This is a genomic window from Bacillus sp. S4 (assembly GCF_040838205.1).
GTDB classification, from domain to species: Bacteria; Bacillota; Bacilli; order Bacillales; family Bacillaceae_G; genus Bacillus_A; species Bacillus_A cereus_U.
In genome coordinates this window covers 1-23827 of record NZ_JBFPJI010000004.1, presented here as the reverse complement: position 1 = coordinate 23827, position 23827 = coordinate 1, and the positions used below count along the sequence as shown (strand labels likewise).

Below are 23827 nucleotides of genomic sequence, written 5' to 3'. Positions count from 1 at the left end.
CGAACACTACTACTATAATAATCGAAGTGTAGGGAAATTGTCCATTATATTTTCACAACGACATTTTCGTCCCCGACAATTTCACGAAGTGCTCCTAAGCATTCTTCACTTGGATGAATCGATAAACTTCGAGATAATTGTACCATTTTATGTTCCTTTTCATAATAAATTAGTACTTTCGTAAAACCTGAATAGTCAAACAATATTTTCGTAACTTGATTTACAAGCTTTTTTTCATATTGAGACGGCAATTTCACGTAAACAGATGCTTCTTTCATTCCTTCATAAACATCCATTTCTTCTAGCGGATATAGTCCATTCACGATCCATTGCAACTTATGATTTCTTTGCTCAATCGTACCATCAACTAAAACAATTTCCCCTTCTTGTAACCTGTGTGAAAAATGTATATACGTTTCTGGAAAAATGACGGCTTCCATTTCATCATTTTGATCACAGAATGTAATAAACGCCATCTTTTGCAACTTTTTCGTACGAATAACTTTCACACTTGTTATATATACGATTGCTCTTTGTACTTTTTTCTTATGTCGCATCGCCTGAGCAAGAGATGGGATTTCTAATTCTTTTCCTAACTCCGCATACTGCGCTGTCGGATAGCTAGATAAATAAAAACCGAGTGCTTCCTTCTCCTTATTTAACTGTTCAATAAAGGATAGCTCTTCTCCTTGTACATATTTTGATTTCGGAACAGCATCCCCTAAATCAAAGTCACGTGCAAGATTTGCATACTCTAACGCTCCTTTAAGACTTTTCCATAACGTCGTCCTCGAAACACCAAAATCGTCAAAACATCCAGACCAGACAAACGCTTCTAAATTTCGCTCTGTTACAAATTTTGATGGCATACGAAGACAAAACTCAAATAAATCTTCGAACATTTTTTTCTCTCGTTCTTCGAGTAGCGCAGTCACGGTAGCCATTCCGATATTCCGAATCGAAAGTAAACTATATCGAATCGCATTCCCTTCTATTTGGAAGTTGTAACCACTTCTCTGAAGAGACGGCGGTAAAACGTGAAAACCTTTCCGCTTCGTTTCTCGTACATACTGCACAATCTTATCTTCATTTCCAATTGCGCTTGATAATAACGCAGTCATAAATTCCAGCGTATAATTCGCTTTTAAATATGCAAGCTGATATCCGATCATACTGTAAGCTACAGCGTGACTTCGGTTAAAACCGTAATTCGCAAATCTTACGATTAAATCGTAAATTTGTTCTGAAGATGTCTCATCGTATCCGTTTTCCAAACAACCTTGAACAAAGTGCTTGCGTTCTTGATCTAAAATATCACGATTCTTTTTACTCACAGCACGGCGCAGTAAATCCGCTTCTCCAAGCGAAAATCCAGCTAACTTCGATGCGATTTGCATTATTTGTTCTTGGTATACGATTACGCCGTATGTTCGTTCTAAAATGGGCTTTAAATCCTGATGTAAATATTCAATTCGTCTTTCCCCATGCTTCGATTCAATAAAGGTTGGAATTTGTTCCATCGGTCCTGGTCTGTATAAAGAGTTAACAGCAACTATGTCTTCAAATTCATTCGGTTTTAACCCGCGAAGTACATTTCGCATACCACCTGATTCAAGCTGGAATACACCTGTTGTATCCCCTCTTCCTAACAATTGAAACGTCTTTTCATCTTGAAGAGGTAAATTTCTTATATCAATTTGTTTCCCAGTTTTTTTAACAATAAACTTTATAATATTTTCAAGTAACGTTAAATTACGTAAGCCTAAAAAATCCATCTTGAGCAATCCAAGTTCTTCTAGTGCATCAGCTGGATATTGCGTAACATAAACATCGTTATGCCCTTCTTGAATCGCTATACTTCCCGTTAACGGTTCTTGGCTCATTATAACGCCAGCTGCATGAATAGACGTATGACGCGGTAATCCCTCTACACGTTTTGCAATTTCAAACACACGCTCATGCAAAAGATTCCCTTGTATAAACTCACGGAGCGATTGCGATTCCTCATATGCATCTTTTAACGTTATACCAAGCTTTGATGGGATAAGTTTTGAGAATATGTCGATATCTCTTGGCGGGAGCCCCATTACACGAGCAATGTCTCTAATTGCGGCTTTCGCTGCAAGAGTTCCGAACGTTACAATTTGAGCGACACGAAGCTGACCATATTTATCTTTCACATATCGAATCATCTCATCACGTCTTATATCTGGAAAATCAATATCAATATCTGGAAGTGTCACACGTTCAGGGTTTAAAAACCTCTCAAATAATAAGTCATATTCAATTGGATCAATATCTGTAATTTCCAATACATAAGAAACGAGTGAACCCGCTGCCGATCCACGGCCTGGCCCAGTTAAAATACGATTTTCATGTGCATATTTCATAAAGTCCCATACGATGAGGAAATAATCGCTAAATCCCATACGAGAAATCACATGTAATTCATGATTCAAACGCTGTATATGCACTTCTTTTGGCGTACCATATCGTTTACTTAAGCCTTCTTCACAAACACGGCGCAAATACGTATCATTCGTCTCGTTAGATGGAACAGGAAACTTCGGTAGTTGATTTACATGGAAAGGAATTTCTACTTGGCAACGTTCCGCGATTGTTATTGTATTTTGAACCGCTTCCTCAGCATGAGAAAAGAGTGCTTCCATTTCATCCGATGACTTTAAATAATACTGATCCGTTTTCATTCTCGGCCTATCTGGATCATTCATTTTCGTTCCGCCTTCAACAGATAATAAACATTCATGAACAAGTGCGTCACTTTGATTAATATAGCGAACATCATTTGTTGCAACGACTGGAACGTTTACCTTATTAATAAATTCAGGCAGTTTTTCTTGTAAAAGCAGTTCATCTTGAATCGCATGATGCTGCAAACTTATATAAAAATTGCTGAACATATTTTGATACGTATGAGCTACTTCTTCAGCCTGACTCTCTTTGTCTTCTAATAATAACTGTTCAATTTCTCCGTCTTTCCCTGGTGAAATTGCAATTAATCCTTTCGCATAATGAGCAAGCCACTTCTTCGGAATACCTTCTTTTGACTTCGTCATAATGCTGCTAGAAATCTTTAATAAATTTTGATATCCTATTTCATTCTCAGCAAGTAAGACGAGTGGATAAGACCTTTCTTCTTCTTCACTAAAAATAGAAGCTGTTAAGCCGATAATAGGCTGTATACCATTTTTCTTGCATGCTTTATAAAACGGAATAACTCCATACATAACATTTTCATCTGTAATGGCCAGCGATGAAAATCCAAGCTCTTTCGCCCGAATGACAAGCTCATCAATTTTGCAAGCACTTTTTAATAAACTAAAAACGGTTTGACATTGTAAATGCACAAACTTCACTGTTGTACCCTCTCTTTACCTATTTGACTACTTTTATTATAGGTGATGAGGAAAGCGGAAATCAAAACATACTTCTCATACTTTGTCCATATATATGAAGAAGAAAGGGGAATGACGATGGATGTAAGAGAACATACTTTTTTCTCTCTGCTTATTATTAGTTACTTTATTGCCTTTGGAGTTATACTTGGTGGTTCATTAATTGGCGGATTTGGTGCATTTCTCATCGGAAAACCAGCTCTAACTTATATTAGTCAATTTGCTCAAAACTTAAGAATTTGGGCACTCGTTGCAGCAATTGGCGGAACGTTCGATACCTTCTATAGCTTTGAAAGAAGCTTCTTTGGCGGAGATATGAAAGATATCGTAAAACAAATTCTCCTTATTTTTTTCGCAACTGGTGGTATGCAAACTGGTCTTATTATTATTAAGTGGCTTACACAGGAACATGTATGAGAGTACCGAGTGCCAATACAGCCAAAAGGTGGTATTTAGTTTTAGCTGGTGCTGCTGTTGGAGGGATTTTGAGCTGGTTTATTTTTTTGTACATATACGGTGTTTTTCAGCAGGAACAAGCTAGTAAAATAGCAGAACAAAAAGAAATCATCGAGAAACAAGAAGCCAAACTCCACGTCCTTCTCGAAGACCAAGAGAAATTGAACACAGAAAATAAACGACTCTTAACAATTCAAGAAATCAAAATAAAAATTATAAATCGAAAAAAATATGATTTAGACAATCTTACACTTGAAAATATGACCACCTCTATCCATAATGATCTCCAGCATCTTTTAACGAAAAACATTCAAAGCATCGCAAAAAATAAAGACCTACTCAAAAAAGTCATCGAAAATAAAACGTACAAACATTACGATCGTATATACCGCTTTAAAGTAGACACAGTCTCTTTTGATACCGTACTTGAAATTAGTATTGATATAGAGAAAGAAAAATAAAAAAAGGAGGGCCTCAGCGCCTCTCCTTCTCTTTCGTTCAACATACAACTTCTTATTTACATAGCTCACGTAAATCAGCAAAAAGGCGATCCGCTTCTTCCCAAGAAGATGCTTTTGCACCAGAAGCCATCGGATGTCCTCCGCCATTATATTGCATTGCTAATTTATTAATAACTGGTCCTTTTGAGCGAAGACGAACACGAATAACATCATCTTCCTCTAAAAATAGAACCCATGCCTTTAATCCATCAATATTACCAAGCGCCCCGACAACACCAGATGCTTCAGTAGAAAGTACATCAAACTCTTCTAGTACCTCTTTCGTTAATTTAATGTATGCTGCGCCTTCTTCTACCATCGTGAAATTTTGTAAAATATAACCGTTTAAACGAGCAATCTTTTCTTTTGTCTTATACATTTCATTGTATAAATCTGTGAATTTCACGTCCATATCAACAAGCTCACTTACGTAACGAAGTGTTTTCGCTGTTGTATTTGGGAATAAGAAACGACCTGTATCACCGACAATACCCGCTAAAATAAGGCGAGCTGCTTCTTTTGAAATCGTTAATCCTTTATCTTTTCCATAACTGTAAAACTCATAAATCATTTCACTTGTAGAACTAGCTGTCGTATCCACCCACGTAATATCTCCGTACGGGTCTTCATTCGGATGATGATCAATTTTAATTACCATCTTTCCTTTTGCATAACGCTGATCACAAACACGCTCTTGATTTGCTGTATCACAAACGATAACAAGTGCATCTTCATATACACTATCTTCAATATCATCCATTACTCGTAAAAACGCTAAAGAAGGCTCGTTGTACCCAACCATATAAATATTTTTCTCTGGAAACGATTCTTGCAGAATTGTACCAAGTCCGCACTGAGAACCTAACGCATCTGGATCCGGACGTACATGACGATGAATAATAATTGTATCAAACTCTTTAATTGCTCCTAAAATTTGCTCATGCATATGTATAATCTCCTTTTTATTCAACTTCTTCATTTTATCCCGCATTAACGTGTAGTAAGACTCCCACCTCAAAAGTATTAAAAACAATGGGGCAAAATTAATTTGGAGCCCGGATGCACGTAAAAGCCCGATTGGTGAGGGCTAATAATTAGTACGTGGGATCTCCCCACACTAATTAAAGTTTCACTTTATCCCCCATTATAACGGAAAACATTTCATACATGCGAACAATTGCTTTATAATAAAAATTAGAAAGTTTAGATTTTTCTTTTTTCTAAATCGTTATTTTTATACCAATCGATGGGAGCGTGTATTATGCCAGTATTCGTCTTTTGTATTATCATCTCATTTGTGTTGTACCTCTTCTACAAAACAAAATTCTTTCGTACAAACCGTCCAATGGAGAAAGGTTGGCTCTCTGGAAAATCCGCAATGGCACTCGGCTTATTCGTCCTATTCTTTGGGATAAACCAATTCTTTTTAGAACTTTCAACTGCACGCATTATCGTTGGTGTTTTGTTTATTTTAATTGGCAGCGCGAGTACATTTAATGGATTCCGCCAATATAAACATTTTTTACCATTAGCAGTCAAAGAAGCCGAATCTTATAAAACAACGTAAAAAAGCATCAATATTGTGATGCTTTTTTACGTCCCTTCACTTTCAAAATCGTATATGCAACAAACGCAGATGGTATATTAAAGAGATTACCTTGCACGTGAAAATGTAATTGTTCTTCTTCAAAAGACATCTGTTTGTATAATTCTTGCTGAGATAATCCTGTTCTTTTCTTTTTTTCATGCAATCCTTGTAAATATAAATATTGAATTGGTATCATCACAAGAAAGTAAAAGAGTGCGATACCACCAAAGAAGAGTACTTCTGATGACATATTGCATACCACCTTCCGAAATCCATTTTCTTACAATACGATTATAACATAGTATACAATCTAAATGAATCAATATTCCGTCTTTTTGAATTACCTTCCAATTAGTTCCCCCACTCAACCTTATACATATTCCACTACAACTCACTCACACCTTTAATAACGGTTTCCAAACTTAAACAAAAAAAATGGAACAAATCAAAACGATTTGCCCCACTTTTTTATTTATCGATTAACTGCACCATAAGCAATGCTTTCCCAACAACATTACCTTCATGATGCACTTCTACATCAACTTTACCAAATTTACGGCCAATTTCTAATACTTTCGGATGAACCGATACAACATTATCAATTTGAACCGGCTTTACGAAATAAATTGTTAAGTTCTCAACAATTGAATCGCTCTTCTTCTGCGCACGAATGACGCGGTTTGTTGCTTCTGTCACAATTGTTGTGAATACACCGTAAGATAACGTCCCGATTGAATTCGTCATTTGTGGTGTCACTGAAAATTGATATAAATGCTCATTTTTTGCTTCTTTCGGCGTCATAAATTGATTCGTTACAATGTCATCAATCGTTTCACCAACTTGTGGTTGACGCTGAATCATCTGCAAGGCCTGAAGTACATCTTGACGACTAATGATACCTTGCAATTTATTTCCATCCTCCACAACAGGAAGTAATTCAATACCTTCCCACACCATCATACGTGCTGCAGCTGCGACAGACATTTTTCCATTTACCGTAATAGGGTGTTTCGTCATCACTTTATCAATCGGTGTATCTTTCGCAACACCAATCATATCTTTCGAAGTTACGATACCTAACACCTTTTTATTTTCATCCACAATTGGATAGCGTCCATGCATCGTCTCTTCATTGTACTCATGCCATTTCTGCACTATGTCACTAGGCTTTAAATATAGTGTTTCTTCAATTGGTGTTAAAATATCTTCAACTAGTACAATTTCTTTCTTAATAAGTTGATCATAAATTGCACGGTTAATTAACGTTGCGACCGTAAATGTATCATAACTACTCGAAATAATTGGCAATTTCAATTCATCTGCTAACTTTTTCACATGCTCTTCTGTATCAAATCCACCTGTAATTAATACAGCAGCCCCTGTTTCTAATGCTAATTGATGTGCGTTCGTACGGTTACCGATAATAAGTAAGTTCCCCGCTTCTGTATAGCGCATCATCGCTTCTAATTTCATAGCCCCAATAACGAATTTATTTAACGTTTTATGTAGTCCTTCTCTGCCCCCAAGTACTTGGCCATCGACAATGTTAACGACTTCTGCATATGTCAGTTTTTCGATATTCTCTTTCTTCTTTTGCTCAATTCGAATTGTTCCGACACGTTCAATTGTACTAACATACCCTTTATTTTCTGCATCTTTAATTGCACGGTAAGCGGTCCCTTCACTTACACTTAAATCTTTCGCAATTTGCCGCACAGAAATTTTATGCCCTACTGGCAGGCTATTAATATGTTCTAAAATTTGATTATGTTTGGTAGCCAAATGGTTTCACCATACTTTCTTTTCCCTAAATTCTTCATGTGTTGTATTTTCAGTATACTATATTTCCAAAACTGTTACACTCTCTCTTTGTATGTCTGTACTATTTTTTTTATAACAAAATGCTCCTTACATTACACCAGTCATTCTATTACAACAATGTAATGGTATTGTCATCTCGTTCGATGGTTTGTCCACACGCTTCAATATACAATTAAGACAAGAAATGAAACAAAGGAGTGGATACATTATGAAAAAATTTTTAGAGGTTGTAGGTGCTGTATTTTTAGCTTTCGTAGACGGGAAAAAAGTTGCAATGGAGTTGAATGAAACACCCGAACAGCCACGTACAAAAAGAAAAGAATCACCTAAACAAATACAAACTTTAAAAACTGTACTACACACATAAAAAACCCTTCACTTGTCGTTTCAAATGAAGGGTTTCTTTTTTATAGTGTAATACTTTCTCCAGCTTCTAATACTTTCCCTGTACAATTTTGTAGCTTTTCTACAAATTGATATGGATCTTGTTCAATAACCGGGAACGTATTATAATGCATCGGTACAACTGTTTTCGCACCTATCCATTTTGCTGCTAACACAGCATCTTCTGGCCCCATTGTGAAATTATCACCAATTGGTAAAAATGCTACATCAATATTATTAAGTTCTCCAATTAACTTCATATCAGAGAATAACGCAGTATCTCCTGCATGATATACCGTTTTCTCCTCTGCCGTAAACAAAATACCAGCTGGCATACCTGTATATGTAATCGTCTTATTTTCTTCATCAATATAACTAGATCCGTGGAATGCTTGTGTGAATTTCACTTTACCAAAGTCAAATACATGTGAACCTCCAATATGCATTGGATGTGTATTTACACCTTGCCAGCCTAAAAATGTCGCTAATTCAAATGGTGCCACAACGACCGCATTATTTTTCTTTGCTAACGCTACTGTATCCCCAACATGATCACCGTGTCCGTGCGATAAAATAATCGCATCAACTTTTACATCTTCAGCCTTTAAATCTGTTTTCGGATTTCCTGTTAAAAACGGATCAATTAAAATAACTTTTCCATTCGTTTCAATCTTTACAACTGAATGCCCGTGATAAGATACTTTCATCATTACATTCCTCCCCTATTCACATTCTCACTTTTTATTCTACATGATTTCTCAATTACCTGTCTTTTCTAACATCTATTTACTTGTCATAACGCTTTCATCCGATGTAAAGTTATATTTGTAATTAAATATCTCGGGGGTGCCAATCGATGAATGCTAGATTAGAAAATTTAATGCAATGGCTAAAAGAAAAAAACGTAGAAGCTGCGTTCTTAACTTCTACACCGAACGTTTTCTACATGACGAAATTCCACTGTGAACCACATGAAAGACTACTTGGTATGTTTGTATTCCAAGAAAAAGAACCTATTTTAATTTGTCCTAAAATGGAAGAAGGTCAAGCGCGTAACGCTGGCTGGGCACATGAAATTATCGGATTTACTGATACTGATAGACCATGGGATATGATTGCAAAAGCAATTAAAGATCGTGGTATTGATGCAAATGCAGTTGCAATTGAAAAAGAGCATTTAAACGTAGAGCGCTACGAAGAATTAACAAAATTATTCCCAAATGCAGCTTTCAAATCAGCTGAAGAGAAAGTTCGCGAGCTTCGCTTAATTAAAGATGAAAAAGAACTTTCTATTTTACGTGAAGCAGCTAAAATGGCAGACTATGCTGTTGAAGTTGGTGTAAATGCAATTAAAGAAAATCGCAGCGAGCTAGAAGTATTAGCAATTATTGAGCATGAATTAAAAACAAAAGGCATCCATAAAATGTCATTCGATACGATGGTATTAGCAGGTGCAAACTCTGCTCTTCCACACGGTATTCCAGGTGCAAACAAAATGAAACGCGGCGATTTCGTACTATTTGATTTAGGTGTAATCATTGAAGGTTATTGCTCTGACATTACACGTACAGTAGCATTTGGTGATATTTCTGAAGAACAAACTCGCATTTACAACACTGTACTTGCTGGACAACTACAAGCGGTTGAAGCATGTAAACCAGGCGTTACATTTGGTGCAATTGACAACGCTGCTCGCTCTGTTATCGCAGATGCAGGTTACGGAGACTTCTTCCCACACCGCCTTGGTCACGGACTTGGAATTAGCGTACACGAATATCCAGATGTAAAAGAAGGCAATGAGTCTCTATTAAGAGAAGGCATGGTCTTCACAATCGAGCCAGGTATTTACGTACCAAACGTAGGCGGCGTTCGTATTGAAGATGATATTTACATCACAAAAGACGGATCAGAAATTTTAACGAAGTTCCCGAGAGAATTACAATTTGTGAAATAATAAAGTGAAACTTTAATCAGTGGGGGTTTTGTTCATCCCCCACTGATTATTAGCCTTCACCAATCGGGCGTTTACGGGCAGTTGATCTCCGACCTAACTTCTTTGCTCCAGCCTAATTTTGAGGTGGGAGTCTTACTGCCCGTTAATGCGGGATAAAAAAGGTAGCTTGATCGCTACCTTTTTCTATTTCTCTACTAGTTCAAATTTCTCTACAATCATTTTTGCTGGGTAGCTTTCAAGTATTTGAGAAGACCATACATTTATTTTATCCCCTGTTTTTAATTGATCATATGCGTTTTTATCCTTAAAGCTCAAGACTGTATCTGATGGATGCTCTTTATTCATTTGTTGTTCCATATAATTTTGCAACTCTACTTTTGTTTCAAACGTTTTATCACCGACAAAAAACACCGTGTCATTTCTTAATATGACATACCCTTTATATTGCCCCGTCCGATTTTTGCTCTCTCCAGAAAAAGTAACATACGAATTCGAACAACTTCCTAAAAAGAAAATACTAATAAAAAAGAATAATGCTCTCTTCATAATGACTCTCCATTCAAAAGCACTTATTTCTTGTCTATTCCTTCCTCTCATTATACTATTAATATACAGAATTTTCTAAATTAGGAGGATTTATATGTTACAACAACAGTTAGAAGAAATTCGTACTAATAATTACATAATGGCTAACACAATTCATATTGATTCCTTAAGTTCCAGTATGCTTCAACATATCGGTGTTACCGATAGCTATTTAAGAGACAAACTCATTTACTCTACTTTTTATCATCTAATCAAGAAGGACTATATTTCACACACCCACTTACAGAAACTATTATCAGAAAGCATCAGTGAAAACTATTTATTCTATAAAATTCATACAGATGACGATGACGCTGTATTTACCCGTGCATTTACAACATTATTAATCGCCCTCATTATAGATGCGGATACAAATCATAATTTCTTATCACAGACTGATATTTCAAATGTAAAAGATAAATTAATTCTATATATGAACAAAGAGCATGACTTACGAGGCTATGTCCAAGAACGTGGCTGGGCACATAGTGTCGCTCATGCTTCAGATACATTTGAAGCGCTTGTTAATAATCCTAAACTGGAAACTTTACATCATGAAGAAATACTACAAACTTTATTAAACAAAGTTTGTGTCCATTCCATCTATTACAAATATGAAGAAGATGAGCGTATCGTTTATCCGATTGTCGCAATGCTACAAAATGGTCTAGAGGAAGAGGTACTCATATTAGCCCTTCATAATTTAGTAGCTCAATTACAAGTTCAAAAACCAACACTACATATTAAATCGTACGAATTTCTATACGGAAATATAAAATCTTTCTTGCGCAGCTTATTTTTCAAATTACGTACAATGTCTATATGTAAAAAAACTGAACGTGAAATTGAAAAATCACTACAAGAACTTCATAAATATTATTACTAAAAAAGAAGGCCACTCAAAAAGTGCCTTCTTCTATTTCACTAATATTTATTTGAAATTTCACGATCCAAACTGAGAAAAGGTGGACAAGAAACGCAATCACCATACATGCTCCGCTCAAAAAGGTTAATACAGGATGCGAATACACATGCCCTAAACCATAAGATGCTCCTACGAAAAATATTGTTATGTAAATATAAATTGCTCCATGTATTTGCCTCATATAAGCCTCCTTTTCCCATATTATAACACGAGTTTTCTGATTATTCATATTAATTAATTGTAATCAATATTTCTCAACTGTTACGCCTCTTACAGCCGCCTTAATATATGGTGCTCCTTGTAAACCTTGTAAATCCTCTGTTTTCCCCGTTACGACTACACCATATATTGGTAAATCTTTTGGGTTGGTGTTTTTTATTTCTTTATAATATTGTTCAAAATAATCACTTGGTATACCTTCACTATTTTTTGCTAAATACTTCATTTGGTACAGAAACTCTTTTGAATTTATTGTTAAATCGTTTCTCACATCTTCTTTTGCCTTTGCATAACTTCCTGCAAACCCAAAAACATTACCAGCCATTTCAGCATTTAGTATTGCACCACTTTTAGGATCTTTTAACCCTACATAAGAATCGCTTTTCTTTTCATTGTATGTATCTACCCAAAACCAAACTGTTTGTATATCTTTTGGAAGCATCTCAACAATTTGTTCAGTTGAATATGGTTTATCAAAAGATAGGGCCACTTCTGCAACCTTATTTTGCAACTCCCCGATATTTTTCAGATCATCTACATAATTTTTATAAGTAACAAAAGGTAGATAAAATCTCATCTCTCTTTGCATTGTTTGTACATTATAATCTGGTATCGCAATAGCCTCTTCATCCCTTTTCTCCTCATCTAAACTAACAAGTTCACCATTATAGTGCTTCATACTATAATCCCAGATACCTGATTCGTATATATCATTTATCCATTTTACTGGTTGACCGGCTATATTTTTATAAGAATTATATATTACCGTACTTCCTGTCACACCGAGACTTAAATACATGCTCCCACTGAAACGAATATTAGGGCCTTGAACCTTATGTAGTGCATTCATTTCTCTTTCCATTTTTCTAAACGTTTGTTGAGAAAAATACGTTGCTCCCAAAAACAGACCTACTATAACAATCATGGACGCACAAATAGAAATAAGCCAGTTTCGCCAAAACTGCTTCCTCTTCGCTCTCTTCATCAAAGTCTTCATCTGCTTATCATCCATATTCAAATCAAAGTCCTTCCGACTCATCATTTCTCCTCCTATACAATTTTTTAAATTGATTTCTTGCACGGTACAAACTCGTTTTCACTGTTTCTTCTTTCATACTTAATAAAATGGCAATTTCTTTATAAGATAGTTCATACTCATATTTCAGCAATAATATATGACGATAATCCTCTGTCATCGTCTCCAATATTTCCTGTACTTCTCCTTGCAGTTCACTTGTCAAAAGCACTTCATCTAATGACTTTTGACCAATAAGAACAACAGATTCAATCGCAATTGGATTTAGTCTTTTTTCTTTCCGGTGTAAATCTCGGTGCTGATTGATCGCAACTCTAAATAACCATGGTGTTAAATGCTCTAACGGTATTTCCCCCATAAGTAGTAAGGCTTTATACAACGTATCTTGCACAATATCTTCCGCTTCTTTTCTATCTGCCCCAATCTTAATTAAGTATCCAAACACAGCTTTTGATTTCTCTATTAATAACGATTCAAACGCATCATGGCTCATTCTGCTCTCCTTTCTATATACTCAACGTTTGAGAGCGTAAAATGTATACAGCTTTTCTAAAAAAATTTCATAATAATAAGCACATCCCTTTTGATGTGCTCCTCTCAAAAATACTATTCTATTATTTCATCGCTTCCTTCACAACATCTTGAATCATAACGACTTCTGTTTTCATATCAACAGACGGCGCTTCCTCATCAATACATTCATACCAAAACTCCAAATGCCTTTTATCAATTTCATGATGAGAATTTTCGACAAGAGTACCACCTTCTCCTTGCACAGAATACCAATATAAGTACTCTTCTCCATCTCTTATTTCCCGGAAAATTGTCTCTACATACATCTTTTCGTCGTTTAATGTCAAAAGCACTTCTTTCATATTGTCATTAAGAAGCTGCATCCATTCATCTACACGATGACTTTTACCTTGTTTCACTTTAAATCTCGTTAACTCCACATTCATTTTTATTCCCCCGTTCTCTTACGTACAAACAAACTATATTCTATTGGATTATGAAAACTTAATTTACTAGCTAATTTTTGCGAAGGAATATTGTCTACATTACAATCCCAGCACGGTGTAATATCGTTTTGCATGCAATGTTCAATGAAATGTGTTGCGACAGCTTGGGCTAACCCTTTCCCTTGATGCACTTCATGCGTTGCAATATCAATTTCAGCAAAACTATTCCCTCTAAATATTGAGACGCATTCAGCTATAATTATCCCATCTTGTTCTATACAAAATCCAAAGCCATTATTCAAAAACACTTCTTTTGATCCCCAATATTCTTTGTAATAATCCTCTGTAAATTCATTACTTCGTTCTATATCACTTTTATCAATACGTTTAATTTCATATGTATTTTTGTTTAATTCTATTTTTCTATCTTCAAAAACTTCTCTTTGAAATTGAAATGTCGTTCGTGGGAGGTTCCGAAATGCATTACTAAAGTACTCTTCAATCATCATTTCCCACTCTTCACTCGAAGTGAACAGTGTAAATCGTTTCTCTGTTTTTTCAATGACTGTTTTTATATACGAAAATAAATCTTCGTTATAACTTTGGTCTTGAGTGTCACCAAACAAATAATAAATACCATTAGTGGTGACGATTAGTCCTGCTGTTAATTTCTCATTTATAAAAATCTCACCATTTATGTTTTGATCACAAACTGCATACGCAAAAGTCGTTGTTCGTTGATTCCCTTCTAAAAGTGGAATTACTGTATCGTATTCTTCAATCTCTAACCTTCTCATACGACCTCCACAATAACCGTATCCGCCTCTATATTTTCAAAACAAAGATTTACCGTTCTCTTTAATGCTCTCGTTCTATGAATTGTTCCTGCTGGAATTAAAATGGAATCGTTCAGCTTTAAAACTGCTGTTTCTCTATTTTGAAAATCAATAAGTAATTCCCCCTCTAACACAATGAATAATTCATCCGAATTAGAATGATAGTGCCAATCATATTCACCAGTAAACACAGCAATTCGTAAGCAATGACTATTCACATTTGAAACGACGAAGTTTTTATGTTGGTCTTTAATATCTTTTATTAATTCTAATAGATTTACTGTTTCCATAGTTCTCCCCACCCAATTCCTTCTATCGATTTTCATTTCTCGTTTAATTCCAAATTATCACAAAAATACACATTGTAACAAGCGAGATTTCTCGTAAAGTTTCATTTGCTTTTTACCTATAAATGGATATTATAAATGTAACAAATTTACAAAAAGGAGACTTTGTATATTTGATTAAAAATAAAGTGAAACAATTCCGTGTCGTTAGAGACATCACCCAAGAGCAATTAGCTTCCTCTGTTCAAATCACTAGACAATCCCTCATCGCTATCGAGAAGAATAAATACAACCCAAGTTTAGAATTAGCATTGAAATTATGTGAGTTTTTTAACTGTAAAGTAGAAGATTTATTTCAATTAGACAAAACTGGGGAGGAAAAAGAATGAAAAATACTTTTAATCAAGAATTCATTTCACATCTTACCATTTTAATGTTAGGATCGATTTTCCTTTATTTCAATAGTAGTGATGAAGAAAAGATTCGTTCTGTCCTTCTATTCGCTGGCGTATACATACTCTTAGCCTTGGTACTATTTGTAGTGAAACGAATATTCTTTAAGAAAAAAAAGAAAGAGTCCGAGAAATACCCATTACCTGCGATAGATGAACGAATTGAGAAAATGAGTTTAAAGCTTATGGCGCAAATTTTTGGTCTCTCTCATTTAATCGGCTCTGCGATACTATTTATTTTATATATTACTGACAAAAATTCGACGATACGAGTAGAGTATGCCCTGTATTACTTGTTTGGAATTCTTTTCTTCACAATGATGTTCGGCTTGAAAATTGTAAAGAAATTAGATAATTAGTTTAAACAAAAAGACCCTTCCTTCATAGGAAAGGTCTTTATTTTATTTCTATTATGATAAAGCAGGAGCTTTTTCAAGAAGCTCTTTCGCATCAGCGTATTGTAAGCCGTGCGCTTCTGCAACTGCTTCGAATGTTACATAGCCATCTAATGTGTTAATACCTTTTAATAATGCAGCGTTGCCTAGGCAAGCTTCTTTGTAGCCTTTGTTAGCAATTTGTACTGCATATGGTACTGTTACGTTTGTTAATGCAAGAGTTGATGTACGTGGAACCGCACCTGGCATATTTGCAACTGCATAGTGAACAACACCATATTTCTCATAAGTTGGGTTGTCATGAGTTGTAATACGGTCAGTTGTTTCGAAAATACCACCTTGGTCAATCGCAATATCTACAACGACAGAACCTGGTTCCATTGATTGAATCATTTCTTCTGTTACAAGTTTTGGCGCTTTTGCACCTGGGATTAATACTGCACCGATTACAAGATCAGATTCTCTTACAGCTTCTGCAATGTTGTACGGGTTAGACATTAACGTTTTTACTTGGTTTCCAAAAATATCATCTAATTGACGAAGACGTTCTGCACTTAAGTCGATGATTGTTACATCTGCACCTAAACCTACTGCAATTTTCGCTGCGTTTGTACCAGCTTGACCACCGCCGATAATTGTTACTTTACCGCGCTTAACCCCTGGAACACCTGCAAGTAAAATACCTTTTCCGCCTTTGTTTTTCTCAAGGAACTGTGCACCGATTTGCGCAGACATACGACCTGCAACTTCACTCATTGGTGCAAGTAATGGTAAAGAACGATTGTCTAACTGTACTGTTTCGTATGCAATTGATACCACTTTGTTATCAATTAATGCTTTTGTTAATTCTGGCTCTGGAGCTAAGTGTAAATATGTGAATAAAATTAAACCTTCACGGAAATAACCGTATTCACTTGCAACTGGCTCTTTTACCTTCATAACCATATCTTGATTCCATGCTTCTTCAGCAGTTTCAACAAGTTTCGCACCAGCTTGTACGTATTCTTCATCTGTAAAGCCTGATCCTACACCTGATCCTTTTTGAACAAAAACTTCATGACCATTTTGTACTAAATGTACAGCTCCCGCTGGCGTCATTGCCACACGGTTTTCATTGTTTTTAATTTCTGTTGGAATACCGATACGCATTATTAGTTCCCCCTTGAGTTATGAAATGACCCCTGAATCATTTTTTAAAGCGCTTTCTACGCTCTTATATTCTAACATAATATCTCAATATTTGACAAAAAATAATACAGGTTTTCCGATAGATTTAATCTTACATTAAAGGACAGTATTATCCGTACCTCTCAGTATAAAGGATAAACTGTCCAATTATTCGAAACTTCACTTTATTTAATTCTATCGATGTCTATGAATAACATCAACAGCGCCTGTTACTTCAATAATCGTACCAGTAATCATATCAGAATCGTCCTCACATAAAAACGAAATGGTTCTTGCAATATCTTCGCCTGTTCCAGATCTACCAATTGGTGTGTTACTACCTTTCAGATTTCGCGCTTCTTCAATCGTTGCTTCTTTCATTTCACCAATTATATCACCAGGGCAAACCATATTCGCAGTAATACCATATTCCGCCTCTTCGTAAGCTACTGTTTTCGTTAATGAAACAAGTCCTACTTTCGCAGCCGCAAAGGCTGAACGATAAATCCATCCAGGTGCGCTATCTGCCCCTTGAAATCCATAGTTAATAATACGGCCAAATTGCTGGTTTCTCATAATCGGTACGACAAGTTTTAATAAATGAAACACCGCTGTTAAATTACCCTGGATCATTTCATTCCATTCGTCTTCTTCGTAATCGACTAATTTTTTCCTTTCAAATACGTAAGGACCAGCATTATTAATTAAAAAGTCAATTTTGCCAAAACGGCTCATCGCTTCTTCTACTATTTTATGTAAATCTTCCTTTTTCGTGACATCAGCTTGCACGAACTGTAGACGGTCTTCCATATTTTTATATGTTTCTTTCATCGTTTCCATAGCAGTTATATCGCTATGATACGTTACTGTTACTGAATATCCTTTAGCCAATAGCTTTTCTGTTACTTTCTTTCCTAAACCTTTCGTACCGGCTGTAATGAGCGCATGTCTCACAAAACTGCCTCCTTTTAAATTGCCATACTTCATATGTAACAAGTTCTCGCTCCAATTACAACTAAAATGAATTGAAACAAAGTTTTCAAAATTCTGTAACGTTTTAACAGGCACATTACCATAATTTGTTTTATAATTAAGTTGTAAACAGTTATAAAAATGATTGGGAGGAATTTACTATGAATAATACATATACAAATATTTTAATCGCGGTGGACGGTTCTAAAGAAGCAGAAAAAGCCTTTAAAAAGGCAATTCAAGTCGCAAAACGAAACAATGCAACATTAACAATTGCTCATATCGTTGATGTAAAAGCATACTCAGCAGTAGAGGCGTATAGCCGAGCAATTGCTGAACGTGCAAATCTATTTGCAGAAGACTTATTAGAAGACTACAAAAAAACTGCGCTTGAAGCTGGCCTTGAAAACATTGAAACTGTATTAGAATTCGGTAATCCTAAATCTAAAATTTCAAAAGAAATTGCTCCAAACAATAAAGTAGACTTAATTATGTGTGGTGCAACTGGTTTAAATGCTGTTGAGCGTTTCCTAATTGGTAGCGTCTCTGAACATATTATTCGCTATGCGAAATGCGATGTCCTTGTTGTTCGTGGTGATGAGGAGCAAGGTGATCTTTAATTTATAATAAAAAAACACCAAGTCCACATGGGCTTGGTGTTTTTCATTTCACATATTTCACTACAAATACGAAACAAGCTACAACAACAATGACAACTGCAAACACATAAGGCGGAAGGAACTTCAAAGACCATAGCGCCATCATTAACGTCGCTATCGCTAAGTATGCTTGCTTTGCATCTTCTGTCATTTTTTTACGAAGTAAGAAAACATACAAATAACCAATTGGCGGCGTAATAAAACAAATAACATATATGATTTTAGATTTTAAATACCACTTTTGTTCCCCAAGTTTCTTTATTTCCTCTTCTATTCTCTTATGCTCTTGTTCTCTCGCTTCTTCTTCAATAGGATCTTCCTCTTCTCCACGCTTTTCTTTCATATAAGGAAGAAAGTGCATGAAAAAATAACATGCAAATACAATTGCCCAAAATTCAATATCCAATCTTTCTAGTGGAATATGCTCACTAAAAAATGCAGCAGCAATCACTAAAGAAAAACAATACGTTGTCATCCAAAATGAACGTTTTCTCTTTTTCCGTTCTATTTCTTTTTTATCTTTTACTTCTTGTACTTTCTTTTTTCTAGAAAGCCATACAGAAATACAGCAATCTACTACAAATAAAGTAAAGATAGATATTGCTATATGTATTGTTTTTACATTCTCAAATGTAAATATTTTTGGGAATGCAACGTGTAATACAATTAGCGTATACAAAATTAACCCTACAAAATAAATACGTCTCATTTTCCATTCCTTTCTTATTTTCTAACATTACACTAACATACATTTTTTAGTAATAGACGGACAAAATATATGTGTTTAGAAAAGGAGGGTGCTACATGGATGATTATGAACGTATTATTTTAGATGTGAATGGGAAAGAAATCGAAATGTTAGATACGATCCGCACACATTTTAAAGAGAAACATGGTGTGGAAGTAAGTAATGGTGCATTACTTAGAGATTTGATGGATATTGAGTATATTCGAATTACGGAAGGTCGACATAAGTATGATTAATCGATGAAGCTTTAAGCCTAGAACATATTGTTCTAGGCTTAATTAAATCTATACGAAAAATGTTATAATTAGGAAAAAGAATGGAGGATACCAAAATATGCAATCTGAAAATATCTCAAAACATTTTCATACATTACATGTGCAAAGAAACCAGTTCCTTCCTAAGCTTCATTCACTTTCACACGAACAACTATGGTACAGGAAAGAGGACGGAAAATGGTCTATTGGTGAACACTTTTATCACTTATATTTAATTGCAAGAATGCTAAAAGTAGCGATTAAATTCTCTTTCACTCTTATTCCTTATGCCAAACTAAGAAAAAACGCCCCATTTGCAACTGACATACATGATATTTATGCCGAATATAAAGAAAAACACGGCAAAGGAATGAAAGCTCCTTGGATTTTAATCCCTTCAAAAAAAGTCTATTACTCTATGAATGTAAACGAATTAGAAGAATTACTTTCAAGTGAAACAGATGAAATAAAAAAACTAGTTCAAAATATAGAAGAAAATATTGCAGGACATATCGTATTTTTAGATCCAATTGCTCACTACCCTAACCTTATTCAATCTATCCAACTATTAGCGATTCATGAGAAGCATCATTTTATGATTATGAAAAACAATTATGAAATGATAGATACATACCTAAAAATCTAAATACAAAAAGGTAAGGTACTTTCTAAAAAAGCACCTTACCTTCTATATCATACATCATTTAACTTCCAACAAACGCTATGGCTAACCCCTTCGCCTTCTCCAAAGCTTTTTCAATTTGTTCAAACCCTGTTCCGCCAGCACTGTTACGACGCTTTACAGCTGCATAAGGTGAAAGAACTTCATATAAATCTTCTTCAAATAACGGACTCATTTCTTTATACGTTTCAAGTGGTACATCTAATAAATAAATTCCTTTTTGTGTGCAATGTAGAACTAACTTCCCAACAATTTCATGAGCTTGACGGAACGGTAGTCCCTTGCTTGCTAAATAGTCAGCAATTTCTGTTGCGTTAGAGAAGTCTTGCGTCACAGCTTGCCCCATTTTTTCTTTGTTTACAGTCATCGTTTCAAGCATGCCTGCCATAATATGAAGGCATCCTTCTACTGTTTTCACTGTATCAAACATTCCTTCTTTATCTTCTTGTAAGTCTTTATTGTAAGCGAGCGGCAATCCTTTCATTACTGTAAGTAAGCTAAATAAATTGCCGTATACTCTGCCCGTTTTACCACGAATAAGTTCCGCCATGTCCGGATTTTTCTTTTGCGGCATAATACTGCTTCCAGTTGCGTATTGATCGCTCATCTCAATAAATTGAAATTCTTGACTACTCCATAAAATAAGTTCTTCGCAAAAGCGTGATAAGTGCATCATAAGCATAGATGAGTTACTTAAAAACTCCAGTATGAAATCACGATCGCTTACCGCATCTAAACTATTTTCATAGATTCCATTAAATCCAAGAAGTTCCGCACTATATTCTCGGTCAATCGGGAATGTTGTACCAGCTAGTGCTCCTGCTCCTAATGGTGAAATGTTAATACGCTTTAACGAATCTTCATAACGATTCACATCGCGCTCTAACATCCAAAAGTAAGCAAGAATATGATGAGCAAACGATATAGGCTGTGCGCGCTGCAAATGCGTATAACCAGGCATAATGGTTTCAATGTTATTTTCAGCTTGATGAACAAGAACAGTTTGCAATTGTTTTGTAGCTTTTATAATATCTTCTACTTTTTCTTTTAAATACAAATGCATATCTGTCGCTACTTGATCGTTACGGCTTCGGCCTGTATGAAGTTTCCCTCCTACTTCACCGATTCTTTCAATTAACATCTTTTCAATATTTAAATGAATATCCTCAGCTTCTACCGAGAAATTCAATTTATTTTCTTTCGCTTCCTCTAATAAATACTGAAGCCCTATCTTGATTTTCTCTGCTTCCTCTTTCGTAACGATGCCTTGCTTTGCTAACATCGTTACGTGTGCAATACTCCCTTTTATATCCTGGCTAACCAATTGCTTATCAAAGGAAATAGAAGCTCCGAATTCTTCTACCCATGCTTCCGCTTCTTCTGTAAAACGTCCGCCCCAAAGTTTGCTCACGCTTCCACCTTCTTTTGATTCACTTGACTGTATACTTTTGTAGGTAAACCGAATAATGAAATGAAACCAACTGCTGCATCATGATTAAATTCATCCTGGGCAGTATACGTTGCAAGTTTTTCATCATATAAAGAGTACTCAGATTTACGTCCTTCTACAATCGCATGACCTTTAAATAATTTCACACGTACTGTACCTGTTACATTTTTTTGCGTTTCTTGTAAGAAAGCATTGAGTGCTTGTTTTAAAGGTGAGAACCATAAACCGTTATAAATTAATTCTGTTAGTTTTTGCTCAATCATCGGTTTGAAATGAGCGACCTCTTTCACAAGTGTTAAATCTTCAAGTTCCTTATGCGCTGTTATTAATGTCATTGCCGCTGGGCATTCGTACACTTCACGAGATTTAATACCGACAAGGCGATTTTCTACATGATCGATACGTCCAACACCATGTTTTCCAGCTAGGGCATTTAACGTTTTAATTAATTCTGAAAGTGAATATGCAGTGCCGTTTAAAGTCGTCGGTACTCCTGCTTCAAATCCGATTTCTACAAACTCTGGTTTATTCGGTGTATCTTCTAATGCTAATGTCATCTCGTATGCATCTTCTGGCGGCGCTGCCCATGGATCTTCTAAAATTCCACATTCGTTGCTGCGTCCCCATAAGTTTTGATCGATTGAAAACGGGCTATCTAAATTAATTGGAATCGGTATATCATTTTCTTTTGCATATGCAATTTCTTCTTCACGTGACCATTTCCATTCACGTACAGGCGCAATAACTTCTAAATATGGATTCAACGCTTGAATAGAAACTTCAAAACGAACTTGGTCATTCCCTTTCCCTGTACATCCATGTGCAACTGCACTTGCACCTTCCTGCTCTGCAATTTCTACTAATTTTTTCGCAATAAGCGGACGAGATAATGCAGAGACAAGAGGATATTTCCCTTCGTATAACGTGTGAGCTTGCATCGCTATCAATGCATATTCATTCGCATATTCTTCTTGAACATCAATCATATATGATTTAATTGCTCCTACTGAAAGTGCTTTTTCTTTTACAAACGCTAAGTCTTTACCTTCCCCTAGATCTAAGCAAAGCGCGATAATATCATAATTCTTCTCTTGTAACCATTTAATTGCAACGGAAGTATCAAGACCTCCGGAATATGCTAATACAACTTTTTTCTTCTCCATTTTGCATCCCCCTAAAGAATAAATATTCATCTTTTCTTATAATAATCCAAACTTTATCACCTTTCATAAAATGAATCAAGGGGAATTTATAATTTTTTTCAAACAATTCCGTCGAACTTCTTTCTTTTTTTATGTAAAATAGAGGCAGGAAACTGGAGGGGTGTCTATGAAAAAGTATTTTATATACAATGAACATCTAGGAATTGAAGTGCCGAACATACAAGAAAAATGGGAAGACATCTCTGAACAAGCGCAGCATTCTATTTTATTAAAATGGGAGCAAATTCGCGGAAAAATACCTGATCGTATACAAGAGCTTGAACATCATATTAATCAAAAACAACATTGTTTATATAACGAAGATAATTTCGAAATTTCCTGTAGGCTTAATTCAGAAATTGCCGATCTCGCTTCAATTATTAACGATCTTTGGCTTTGGTATCGTCTAATCCAAAACGTATCTGAGGGAAAAGCACACCAATGAAAAAAGCATGCCCCTCATTTACTTTGGGTCATGCTTTTTTATCGTAACAAGCTTTGCAATATATTTCTTGCGCCGTTTTTGCTAAACATACATCAAACGGGCCTACTAATATACTTCTTTCTTTCGGCAACTTCACAAAAGCAACAAGTTCTTCTTCATATTGAATCTTTTTCTCGCAAATTGCACATACTAATTCCTTTCTCTTGAACATATCTTTGAACATGATTCATCATCCCCTTTTATCTATTTATATTAATATAACCTCACAACAAGTAATCCTTGTAAAAAATGACACATCACAAATCATCTCGTTCATATACTAATGAAACGTATTTATGAATGAAAGGAGGCCTTTAATGTATGCGAGCTTTCATTATTATCGCTTTAACTTTTTTAAGTGTTATTAGTTGGGATGCATTTTTTAAAGATAAAAGT

General features: G+C 35.4%; 30 protein-coding genes. 12 read left to right on the top strand and 18 right to left on the bottom strand.

Annotated elements, in window-relative coordinates; genetic code table 11:
* Positions 1-44: 44 nt before the first annotated feature.
* Entirely contained in the window at positions 45-3377 is a 3333-nt protein-coding gene (gene dnaE, locus AB3X48_RS01100; RefSeq protein ID WP_016106328.1) for a DNA polymerase III subunit alpha, read from the bottom strand.
* Between the two features lie 42 nt (positions 3378-3419).
* On the opposite strand from dnaE, the gene AB3X48_RS01095 reads away from it, so the two are divergent.
* Positions 3420-3833 carry a YtrH family sporulation protein gene (locus AB3X48_RS01095; protein WP_078172708.1) on the top strand — a complete coding sequence of 138 codons (414 nt, stop codon included), beginning with the start codon at positions 3420-3422 and terminating at the stop codon, positions 3831-3833.
* A complete protein-coding gene (ytrI, locus tag AB3X48_RS01090; RefSeq protein ID WP_002112211.1) occupies positions 3830-4333 on the top strand; it encodes a sporulation membrane protein YtrI in 504 nt (167 codons plus the stop codon). The genes AB3X48_RS01095 and ytrI overlap by 4 nt, the downstream gene beginning before the upstream one ends.
* 52 nt (positions 4334-4385) lie before the next feature.
* On the opposite strand, the gene AB3X48_RS01085 is transcribed toward ytrI, so the two are convergent.
* On the bottom strand, positions 4386-5318 hold the full coding sequence (locus tag AB3X48_RS01085; protein WP_002199190.1) for a DHH family phosphoesterase: 933 nt from the start codon (positions 5316-5318) through the stop codon (positions 4386-4388).
* A gap of 315 nt (positions 5319-5633) precedes the next feature.
* Between AB3X48_RS01085 and AB3X48_RS01080 the strand changes: the two genes are divergently transcribed.
* Positions 5634-5939, top strand: a complete 306-nt coding sequence (locus AB3X48_RS01080) for a YtpI family protein (protein WP_016106329.1) — start codon at positions 5634-5636, stop codon at positions 5937-5939.
* Between the two features lie 7 nt (positions 5940-5946).
* On the opposite strand, the gene AB3X48_RS01075 is transcribed toward AB3X48_RS01080, so the two are convergent.
* On the bottom strand, positions 5947-6210 hold the full coding sequence (locus tag AB3X48_RS01075; RefSeq protein ID WP_002112213.1) for a DUF3949 domain-containing protein: 264 nt from the start codon (positions 6208-6210) through the stop codon (positions 5947-5949).
* A 218-nt stretch (positions 6211-6428) separates the two neighbouring features.
* Positions 6429-7742 carry a DRTGG domain-containing protein gene (locus tag AB3X48_RS01070; protein WP_000201581.1) on the bottom strand — a complete coding sequence of 438 codons (1314 nt, stop codon included), beginning with the start codon at positions 7740-7742 and terminating at the stop codon, positions 6429-6431.
* Between the two features lie 247 nt (positions 7743-7989).
* Between AB3X48_RS01070 and AB3X48_RS01065 the strand changes: the two genes are divergently transcribed.
* A complete protein-coding gene (locus AB3X48_RS01065; protein ID WP_016106330.1) occupies positions 7990-8148 on the top strand; it encodes a hypothetical protein in 159 nt (52 codons plus the stop codon).
* A gap of 40 nt (positions 8149-8188) precedes the next feature.
* On the opposite strand, the gene AB3X48_RS01060 is transcribed toward AB3X48_RS01065, so the two are convergent.
* Positions 8189-8872, bottom strand: a complete 684-nt coding sequence (locus AB3X48_RS01060; protein WP_016106331.1) for a metal-dependent hydrolase — start codon at positions 8870-8872, stop codon at positions 8189-8191.
* Between the two features lie 149 nt (positions 8873-9021).
* Between AB3X48_RS01060 and pepQ the strand changes: the two genes are divergently transcribed.
* Positions 9022-10119 carry a Xaa-Pro dipeptidase gene (gene pepQ / locus AB3X48_RS01055; protein WP_016106332.1) on the top strand — a complete coding sequence of 366 codons (1098 nt, stop codon included), beginning with the start codon at positions 9022-9024 and terminating at the stop codon, positions 10117-10119.
* Positions 10120-10302: 183 nt separating this feature from the next.
* On the opposite strand, the gene AB3X48_RS01050 is transcribed toward pepQ, so the two are convergent.
* Positions 10303-10665: a DUF3221 domain-containing protein gene (locus AB3X48_RS01050; protein WP_016106333.1), complete on the bottom strand. Its 363-nt coding sequence runs from the start codon at positions 10663-10665 to the stop codon at positions 10303-10305.
* 94 nt (positions 10666-10759) lie between these two features.
* On the opposite strand from AB3X48_RS01050, the gene AB3X48_RS01045 reads away from it, so the two are divergent.
* A complete protein-coding gene (locus tag AB3X48_RS01045) occupies positions 10760-11590 on the top strand; it encodes a DUF2785 domain-containing protein (RefSeq protein WP_016106334.1) in 831 nt (276 codons plus the stop codon).
* A 13-nt stretch (positions 11591-11603) separates the two neighbouring features.
* Here the strand turns inward: AB3X48_RS01045 and AB3X48_RS01040 are convergent, their stop codons facing one another.
* The 6 genes from AB3X48_RS01040 to AB3X48_RS01015 form a co-directional block, all read right to left on the bottom strand.
* A complete protein-coding gene (locus tag AB3X48_RS01040) occupies positions 11604-11810 on the bottom strand; it encodes a hypothetical protein (protein WP_016106335.1) in 207 nt (68 codons plus the stop codon).
* Between the two features lie 63 nt (positions 11811-11873).
* On the bottom strand, positions 11874-12887 hold the full coding sequence (locus AB3X48_RS01035) for an anti sigma factor C-terminal domain-containing protein (protein ID WP_016106336.1): 1014 nt from the start codon (positions 12885-12887) through the stop codon (positions 11874-11876).
* The gene (locus AB3X48_RS01030) at positions 12868-13377 is read right to left on the bottom strand and encodes an RNA polymerase sigma factor (protein ID WP_016106337.1); all 510 of its coding nucleotides are present in this window, start codon (positions 13375-13377) and stop codon (positions 12868-12870) included. Before AB3X48_RS01030 ends, AB3X48_RS01035 begins: the two co-directional genes overlap by 20 nt.
* Before the next feature lie 121 nt (positions 13378-13498).
* A complete protein-coding gene (locus AB3X48_RS01025; RefSeq protein WP_016106338.1) occupies positions 13499-13843 on the bottom strand; it encodes a DUF6176 family protein in 345 nt (114 codons plus the stop codon).
* Between the two features lie 2 nt (positions 13844-13845).
* On the bottom strand, positions 13846-14640 hold the full coding sequence (locus AB3X48_RS01020; RefSeq protein ID WP_016106339.1) for a GNAT family N-acetyltransferase: 795 nt from the start codon (positions 14638-14640) through the stop codon (positions 13846-13848).
* Entirely contained in the window at positions 14637-14969 is a 333-nt protein-coding gene (locus AB3X48_RS01015) for a cupin domain-containing protein (protein ID WP_016106340.1), read from the bottom strand. The genes AB3X48_RS01020 and AB3X48_RS01015 overlap by 4 nt, the downstream gene beginning before the upstream one ends.
* Positions 14970-15091: 122 nt before the next feature.
* Between AB3X48_RS01015 and AB3X48_RS01010 the strand changes: the two genes are divergently transcribed.
* Positions 15092-15355 carry a helix-turn-helix transcriptional regulator gene (locus AB3X48_RS01010; RefSeq protein ID WP_002003636.1) on the top strand — a complete coding sequence of 88 codons (264 nt, stop codon included), beginning with the start codon at positions 15092-15094 and terminating at the stop codon, positions 15353-15355.
* The gene (locus AB3X48_RS01005) at positions 15352-15777 is read left to right on the top strand and encodes a hypothetical protein (RefSeq protein ID WP_016106341.1); all 426 of its coding nucleotides are present in this window, start codon (positions 15352-15354) and stop codon (positions 15775-15777) included. Before AB3X48_RS01010 ends, AB3X48_RS01005 begins: the two co-directional genes overlap by 4 nt.
* A gap of 51 nt (positions 15778-15828) precedes the next feature.
* On the opposite strand, the gene ald is transcribed toward AB3X48_RS01005, so the two are convergent.
* The gene (gene ald / locus AB3X48_RS01000; RefSeq protein ID WP_002145405.1) at positions 15829-16962 is read right to left on the bottom strand and encodes an alanine dehydrogenase; all 1134 of its coding nucleotides are present in this window, start codon (positions 16960-16962) and stop codon (positions 15829-15831) included.
* 213 nt (positions 16963-17175) lie between these two features.
* Positions 17176-17967 carry an SDR family oxidoreductase gene (locus AB3X48_RS00995; protein ID WP_033714931.1) on the bottom strand — a complete coding sequence of 264 codons (792 nt, stop codon included), beginning with the start codon at positions 17965-17967 and terminating at the stop codon, positions 17176-17178.
* 146 nt (positions 17968-18113) lie between these two features.
* Here AB3X48_RS00995 and AB3X48_RS00990 point away from each other — a divergent pair, with 146 nt between their 5' ends.
* Positions 18114-18572, top strand: a complete 459-nt coding sequence (locus tag AB3X48_RS00990; RefSeq protein ID WP_002112239.1) for a universal stress protein — start codon at positions 18114-18116, stop codon at positions 18570-18572.
* Positions 18573-18615: 43 nt separating this feature from the next.
* Here AB3X48_RS00990 and AB3X48_RS00985 read toward each other — a convergent pair whose 3' ends face one another.
* Entirely contained in the window at positions 18616-19320 is a 705-nt protein-coding gene (locus AB3X48_RS00985) for a hypothetical protein (protein WP_016106342.1), read from the bottom strand.
* Positions 19321-19415: 95 nt separating this feature from the next.
* Here AB3X48_RS00985 and AB3X48_RS00980 point away from each other — a divergent pair, with 95 nt between their 5' ends.
* A complete protein-coding gene (locus AB3X48_RS00980) occupies positions 19416-19595 on the top strand; it encodes a hypothetical protein (RefSeq protein ID WP_002112241.1) in 180 nt (59 codons plus the stop codon).
* Between the two features lie 97 nt (positions 19596-19692).
* The gene (locus tag AB3X48_RS00975; protein WP_002167577.1) at positions 19693-20259 is read left to right on the top strand and encodes a DinB family protein; all 567 of its coding nucleotides are present in this window, start codon (positions 19693-19695) and stop codon (positions 20257-20259) included.
* A 58-nt stretch (positions 20260-20317) separates the two neighbouring features.
* Here AB3X48_RS00975 and argH read toward each other — a convergent pair whose 3' ends face one another.
* Both argH and AB3X48_RS00965 read right to left on the bottom strand, forming a co-directional pair.
* Positions 20318-21706: an argininosuccinate lyase gene (argH, locus tag AB3X48_RS00970; RefSeq protein ID WP_016106343.1), complete on the bottom strand. Its 1389-nt coding sequence runs from the start codon at positions 21704-21706 to the stop codon at positions 20318-20320.
* A complete protein-coding gene (locus AB3X48_RS00965; protein ID WP_002164979.1) occupies positions 21703-22908 on the bottom strand; it encodes an argininosuccinate synthase in 1206 nt (401 codons plus the stop codon). Before AB3X48_RS00965 ends, argH begins: the two co-directional genes overlap by 4 nt.
* A gap of 166 nt (positions 22909-23074) precedes the next feature.
* Between AB3X48_RS00965 and AB3X48_RS00960 the strand changes: the two genes are divergently transcribed.
* The gene (locus tag AB3X48_RS00960; protein ID WP_016106344.1) at positions 23075-23392 is read left to right on the top strand and encodes a hypothetical protein; all 318 of its coding nucleotides are present in this window, start codon (positions 23075-23077) and stop codon (positions 23390-23392) included.
* Between the two features lie 28 nt (positions 23393-23420).
* Here AB3X48_RS00960 and AB3X48_RS00955 read toward each other — a convergent pair whose 3' ends face one another.
* Positions 23421-23615, bottom strand: a complete 195-nt coding sequence (locus AB3X48_RS00955; RefSeq protein WP_002112246.1) for a hypothetical protein — start codon at positions 23613-23615, stop codon at positions 23421-23423.
* Between the last annotated feature and the right edge of the window lie 212 nt (positions 23616-23827).

What these genes read in the sequence shown, in the direction of transcription:
- AB3X48_RS00975 (WP_002167577.1), top strand. Translation starts at nt 19,693, where the DNA reads ATGCAATCTGAAAATATCTCAAAACATTTTCATACATTACATGTGCAA.
- AB3X48_RS01050 (WP_016106333.1), bottom strand. Translation starts at nt 10,665, where the DNA reads ATGAAGAGAGCATTATTCTTTTTTATTAGTATTTTCTTTTTAGGAAGT.
- AB3X48_RS01075 (WP_002112213.1), bottom strand. Translation starts at nt 6,210, where the DNA reads ATGTCATCAGAAGTACTCTTCTTTGGTGGTATCGCACTCTTTTACTTT.
- AB3X48_RS01065 (WP_016106330.1), top strand. Translation starts at nt 7,990, where the DNA reads ATGAAAAAATTTTTAGAGGTTGTAGGTGCTGTATTTTTAGCTTTCGTA.
- AB3X48_RS00995 (WP_033714931.1), bottom strand. Translation starts at nt 17,967, where the DNA reads ATGAAGTATGGCAATTTAAAAGGAGGCAGTTTTGTGAGACATGCGCTC.
- AB3X48_RS00965 (WP_002164979.1), bottom strand. Translation starts at nt 22,908, where the DNA reads ATGGAGAAGAAAAAAGTTGTATTAGCATATTCCGGAGGTCTTGATACT.
- ytrI (WP_002112211.1), top strand. Translation starts at nt 3,830, where the DNA reads ATGAGAGTACCGAGTGCCAATACAGCCAAAAGGTGGTATTTAGTTTTA.
- AB3X48_RS01040 (WP_016106335.1), bottom strand. Translation starts at nt 11,810, where the DNA reads ATGAGGCAAATACATGGAGCAATTTATATTTACATAACAATATTTTTC.
- AB3X48_RS00990 (WP_002112239.1), top strand. Translation starts at nt 18,114, where the DNA reads ATGAATAATACATATACAAATATTTTAATCGCGGTGGACGGTTCTAAA.
- AB3X48_RS01085 (WP_002199190.1), bottom strand. Translation starts at nt 5,318, where the DNA reads ATGCATGAGCAAATTTTAGGAGCAATTAAAGAGTTTGATACAATTATT.
- AB3X48_RS01025 (WP_016106338.1), bottom strand. Translation starts at nt 13,843, where the DNA reads ATGAATGTGGAGTTAACGAGATTTAAAGTGAAACAAGGTAAAAGTCAT.
- AB3X48_RS01060 (WP_016106331.1), bottom strand. Translation starts at nt 8,872, where the DNA reads ATGAAAGTATCTTATCACGGGCATTCAGTTGTAAAGATTGAAACGAAT.
- AB3X48_RS01045 (WP_016106334.1), top strand. Translation starts at nt 10,760, where the DNA reads ATGTTACAACAACAGTTAGAAGAAATTCGTACTAATAATTACATAATG.
- AB3X48_RS01015 (WP_016106340.1), bottom strand. Translation starts at nt 14,969, where the DNA reads ATGGAAACAGTAAATCTATTAGAATTAATAAAAGATATTAAAGACCAA.
- ald (WP_002145405.1), bottom strand. Translation starts at nt 16,962, where the DNA reads ATGCGTATCGGTATTCCAACAGAAATTAAAAACAATGAAAACCGTGTG.
- AB3X48_RS01020 (WP_016106339.1), bottom strand. Translation starts at nt 14,640, where the DNA reads ATGAGAAGGTTAGAGATTGAAGAATACGATACAGTAATTCCACTTTTA.
- AB3X48_RS00985 (WP_016106342.1), bottom strand. Translation starts at nt 19,320, where the DNA reads ATGAGACGTATTTATTTTGTAGGGTTAATTTTGTATACGCTAATTGTA.
- AB3X48_RS01030 (WP_016106337.1), bottom strand. Translation starts at nt 13,377, where the DNA reads ATGAGCCATGATGCGTTTGAATCGTTATTAATAGAGAAATCAAAAGCT.
- AB3X48_RS01080 (WP_016106329.1), top strand. Translation starts at nt 5,634, where the DNA reads ATGCCAGTATTCGTCTTTTGTATTATCATCTCATTTGTGTTGTACCTC.
- AB3X48_RS01005 (WP_016106341.1), top strand. Translation starts at nt 15,352, where the DNA reads ATGAAAAATACTTTTAATCAAGAATTCATTTCACATCTTACCATTTTA.
- AB3X48_RS00960 (WP_016106344.1), top strand. Translation starts at nt 23,075, where the DNA reads ATGAAAAAGTATTTTATATACAATGAACATCTAGGAATTGAAGTGCCG.
- AB3X48_RS00980 (WP_002112241.1), top strand. Translation starts at nt 19,416, where the DNA reads ATGGATGATTATGAACGTATTATTTTAGATGTGAATGGGAAAGAAATC.
- AB3X48_RS00955 (WP_002112246.1), bottom strand. Translation starts at nt 23,615, where the DNA reads ATGTTCAAAGATATGTTCAAGAGAAAGGAATTAGTATGTGCAATTTGC.
- pepQ (WP_016106332.1), top strand. Translation starts at nt 9,022, where the DNA reads ATGAATGCTAGATTAGAAAATTTAATGCAATGGCTAAAAGAAAAAAAC.
- AB3X48_RS01010 (WP_002003636.1), top strand. Translation starts at nt 15,092, where the DNA reads ATGGATATTATAAATGTAACAAATTTACAAAAAGGAGACTTTGTATAT.
- AB3X48_RS01035 (WP_016106336.1), bottom strand. Translation starts at nt 12,887, where the DNA reads ATGAGTCGGAAGGACTTTGATTTGAATATGGATGATAAGCAGATGAAG.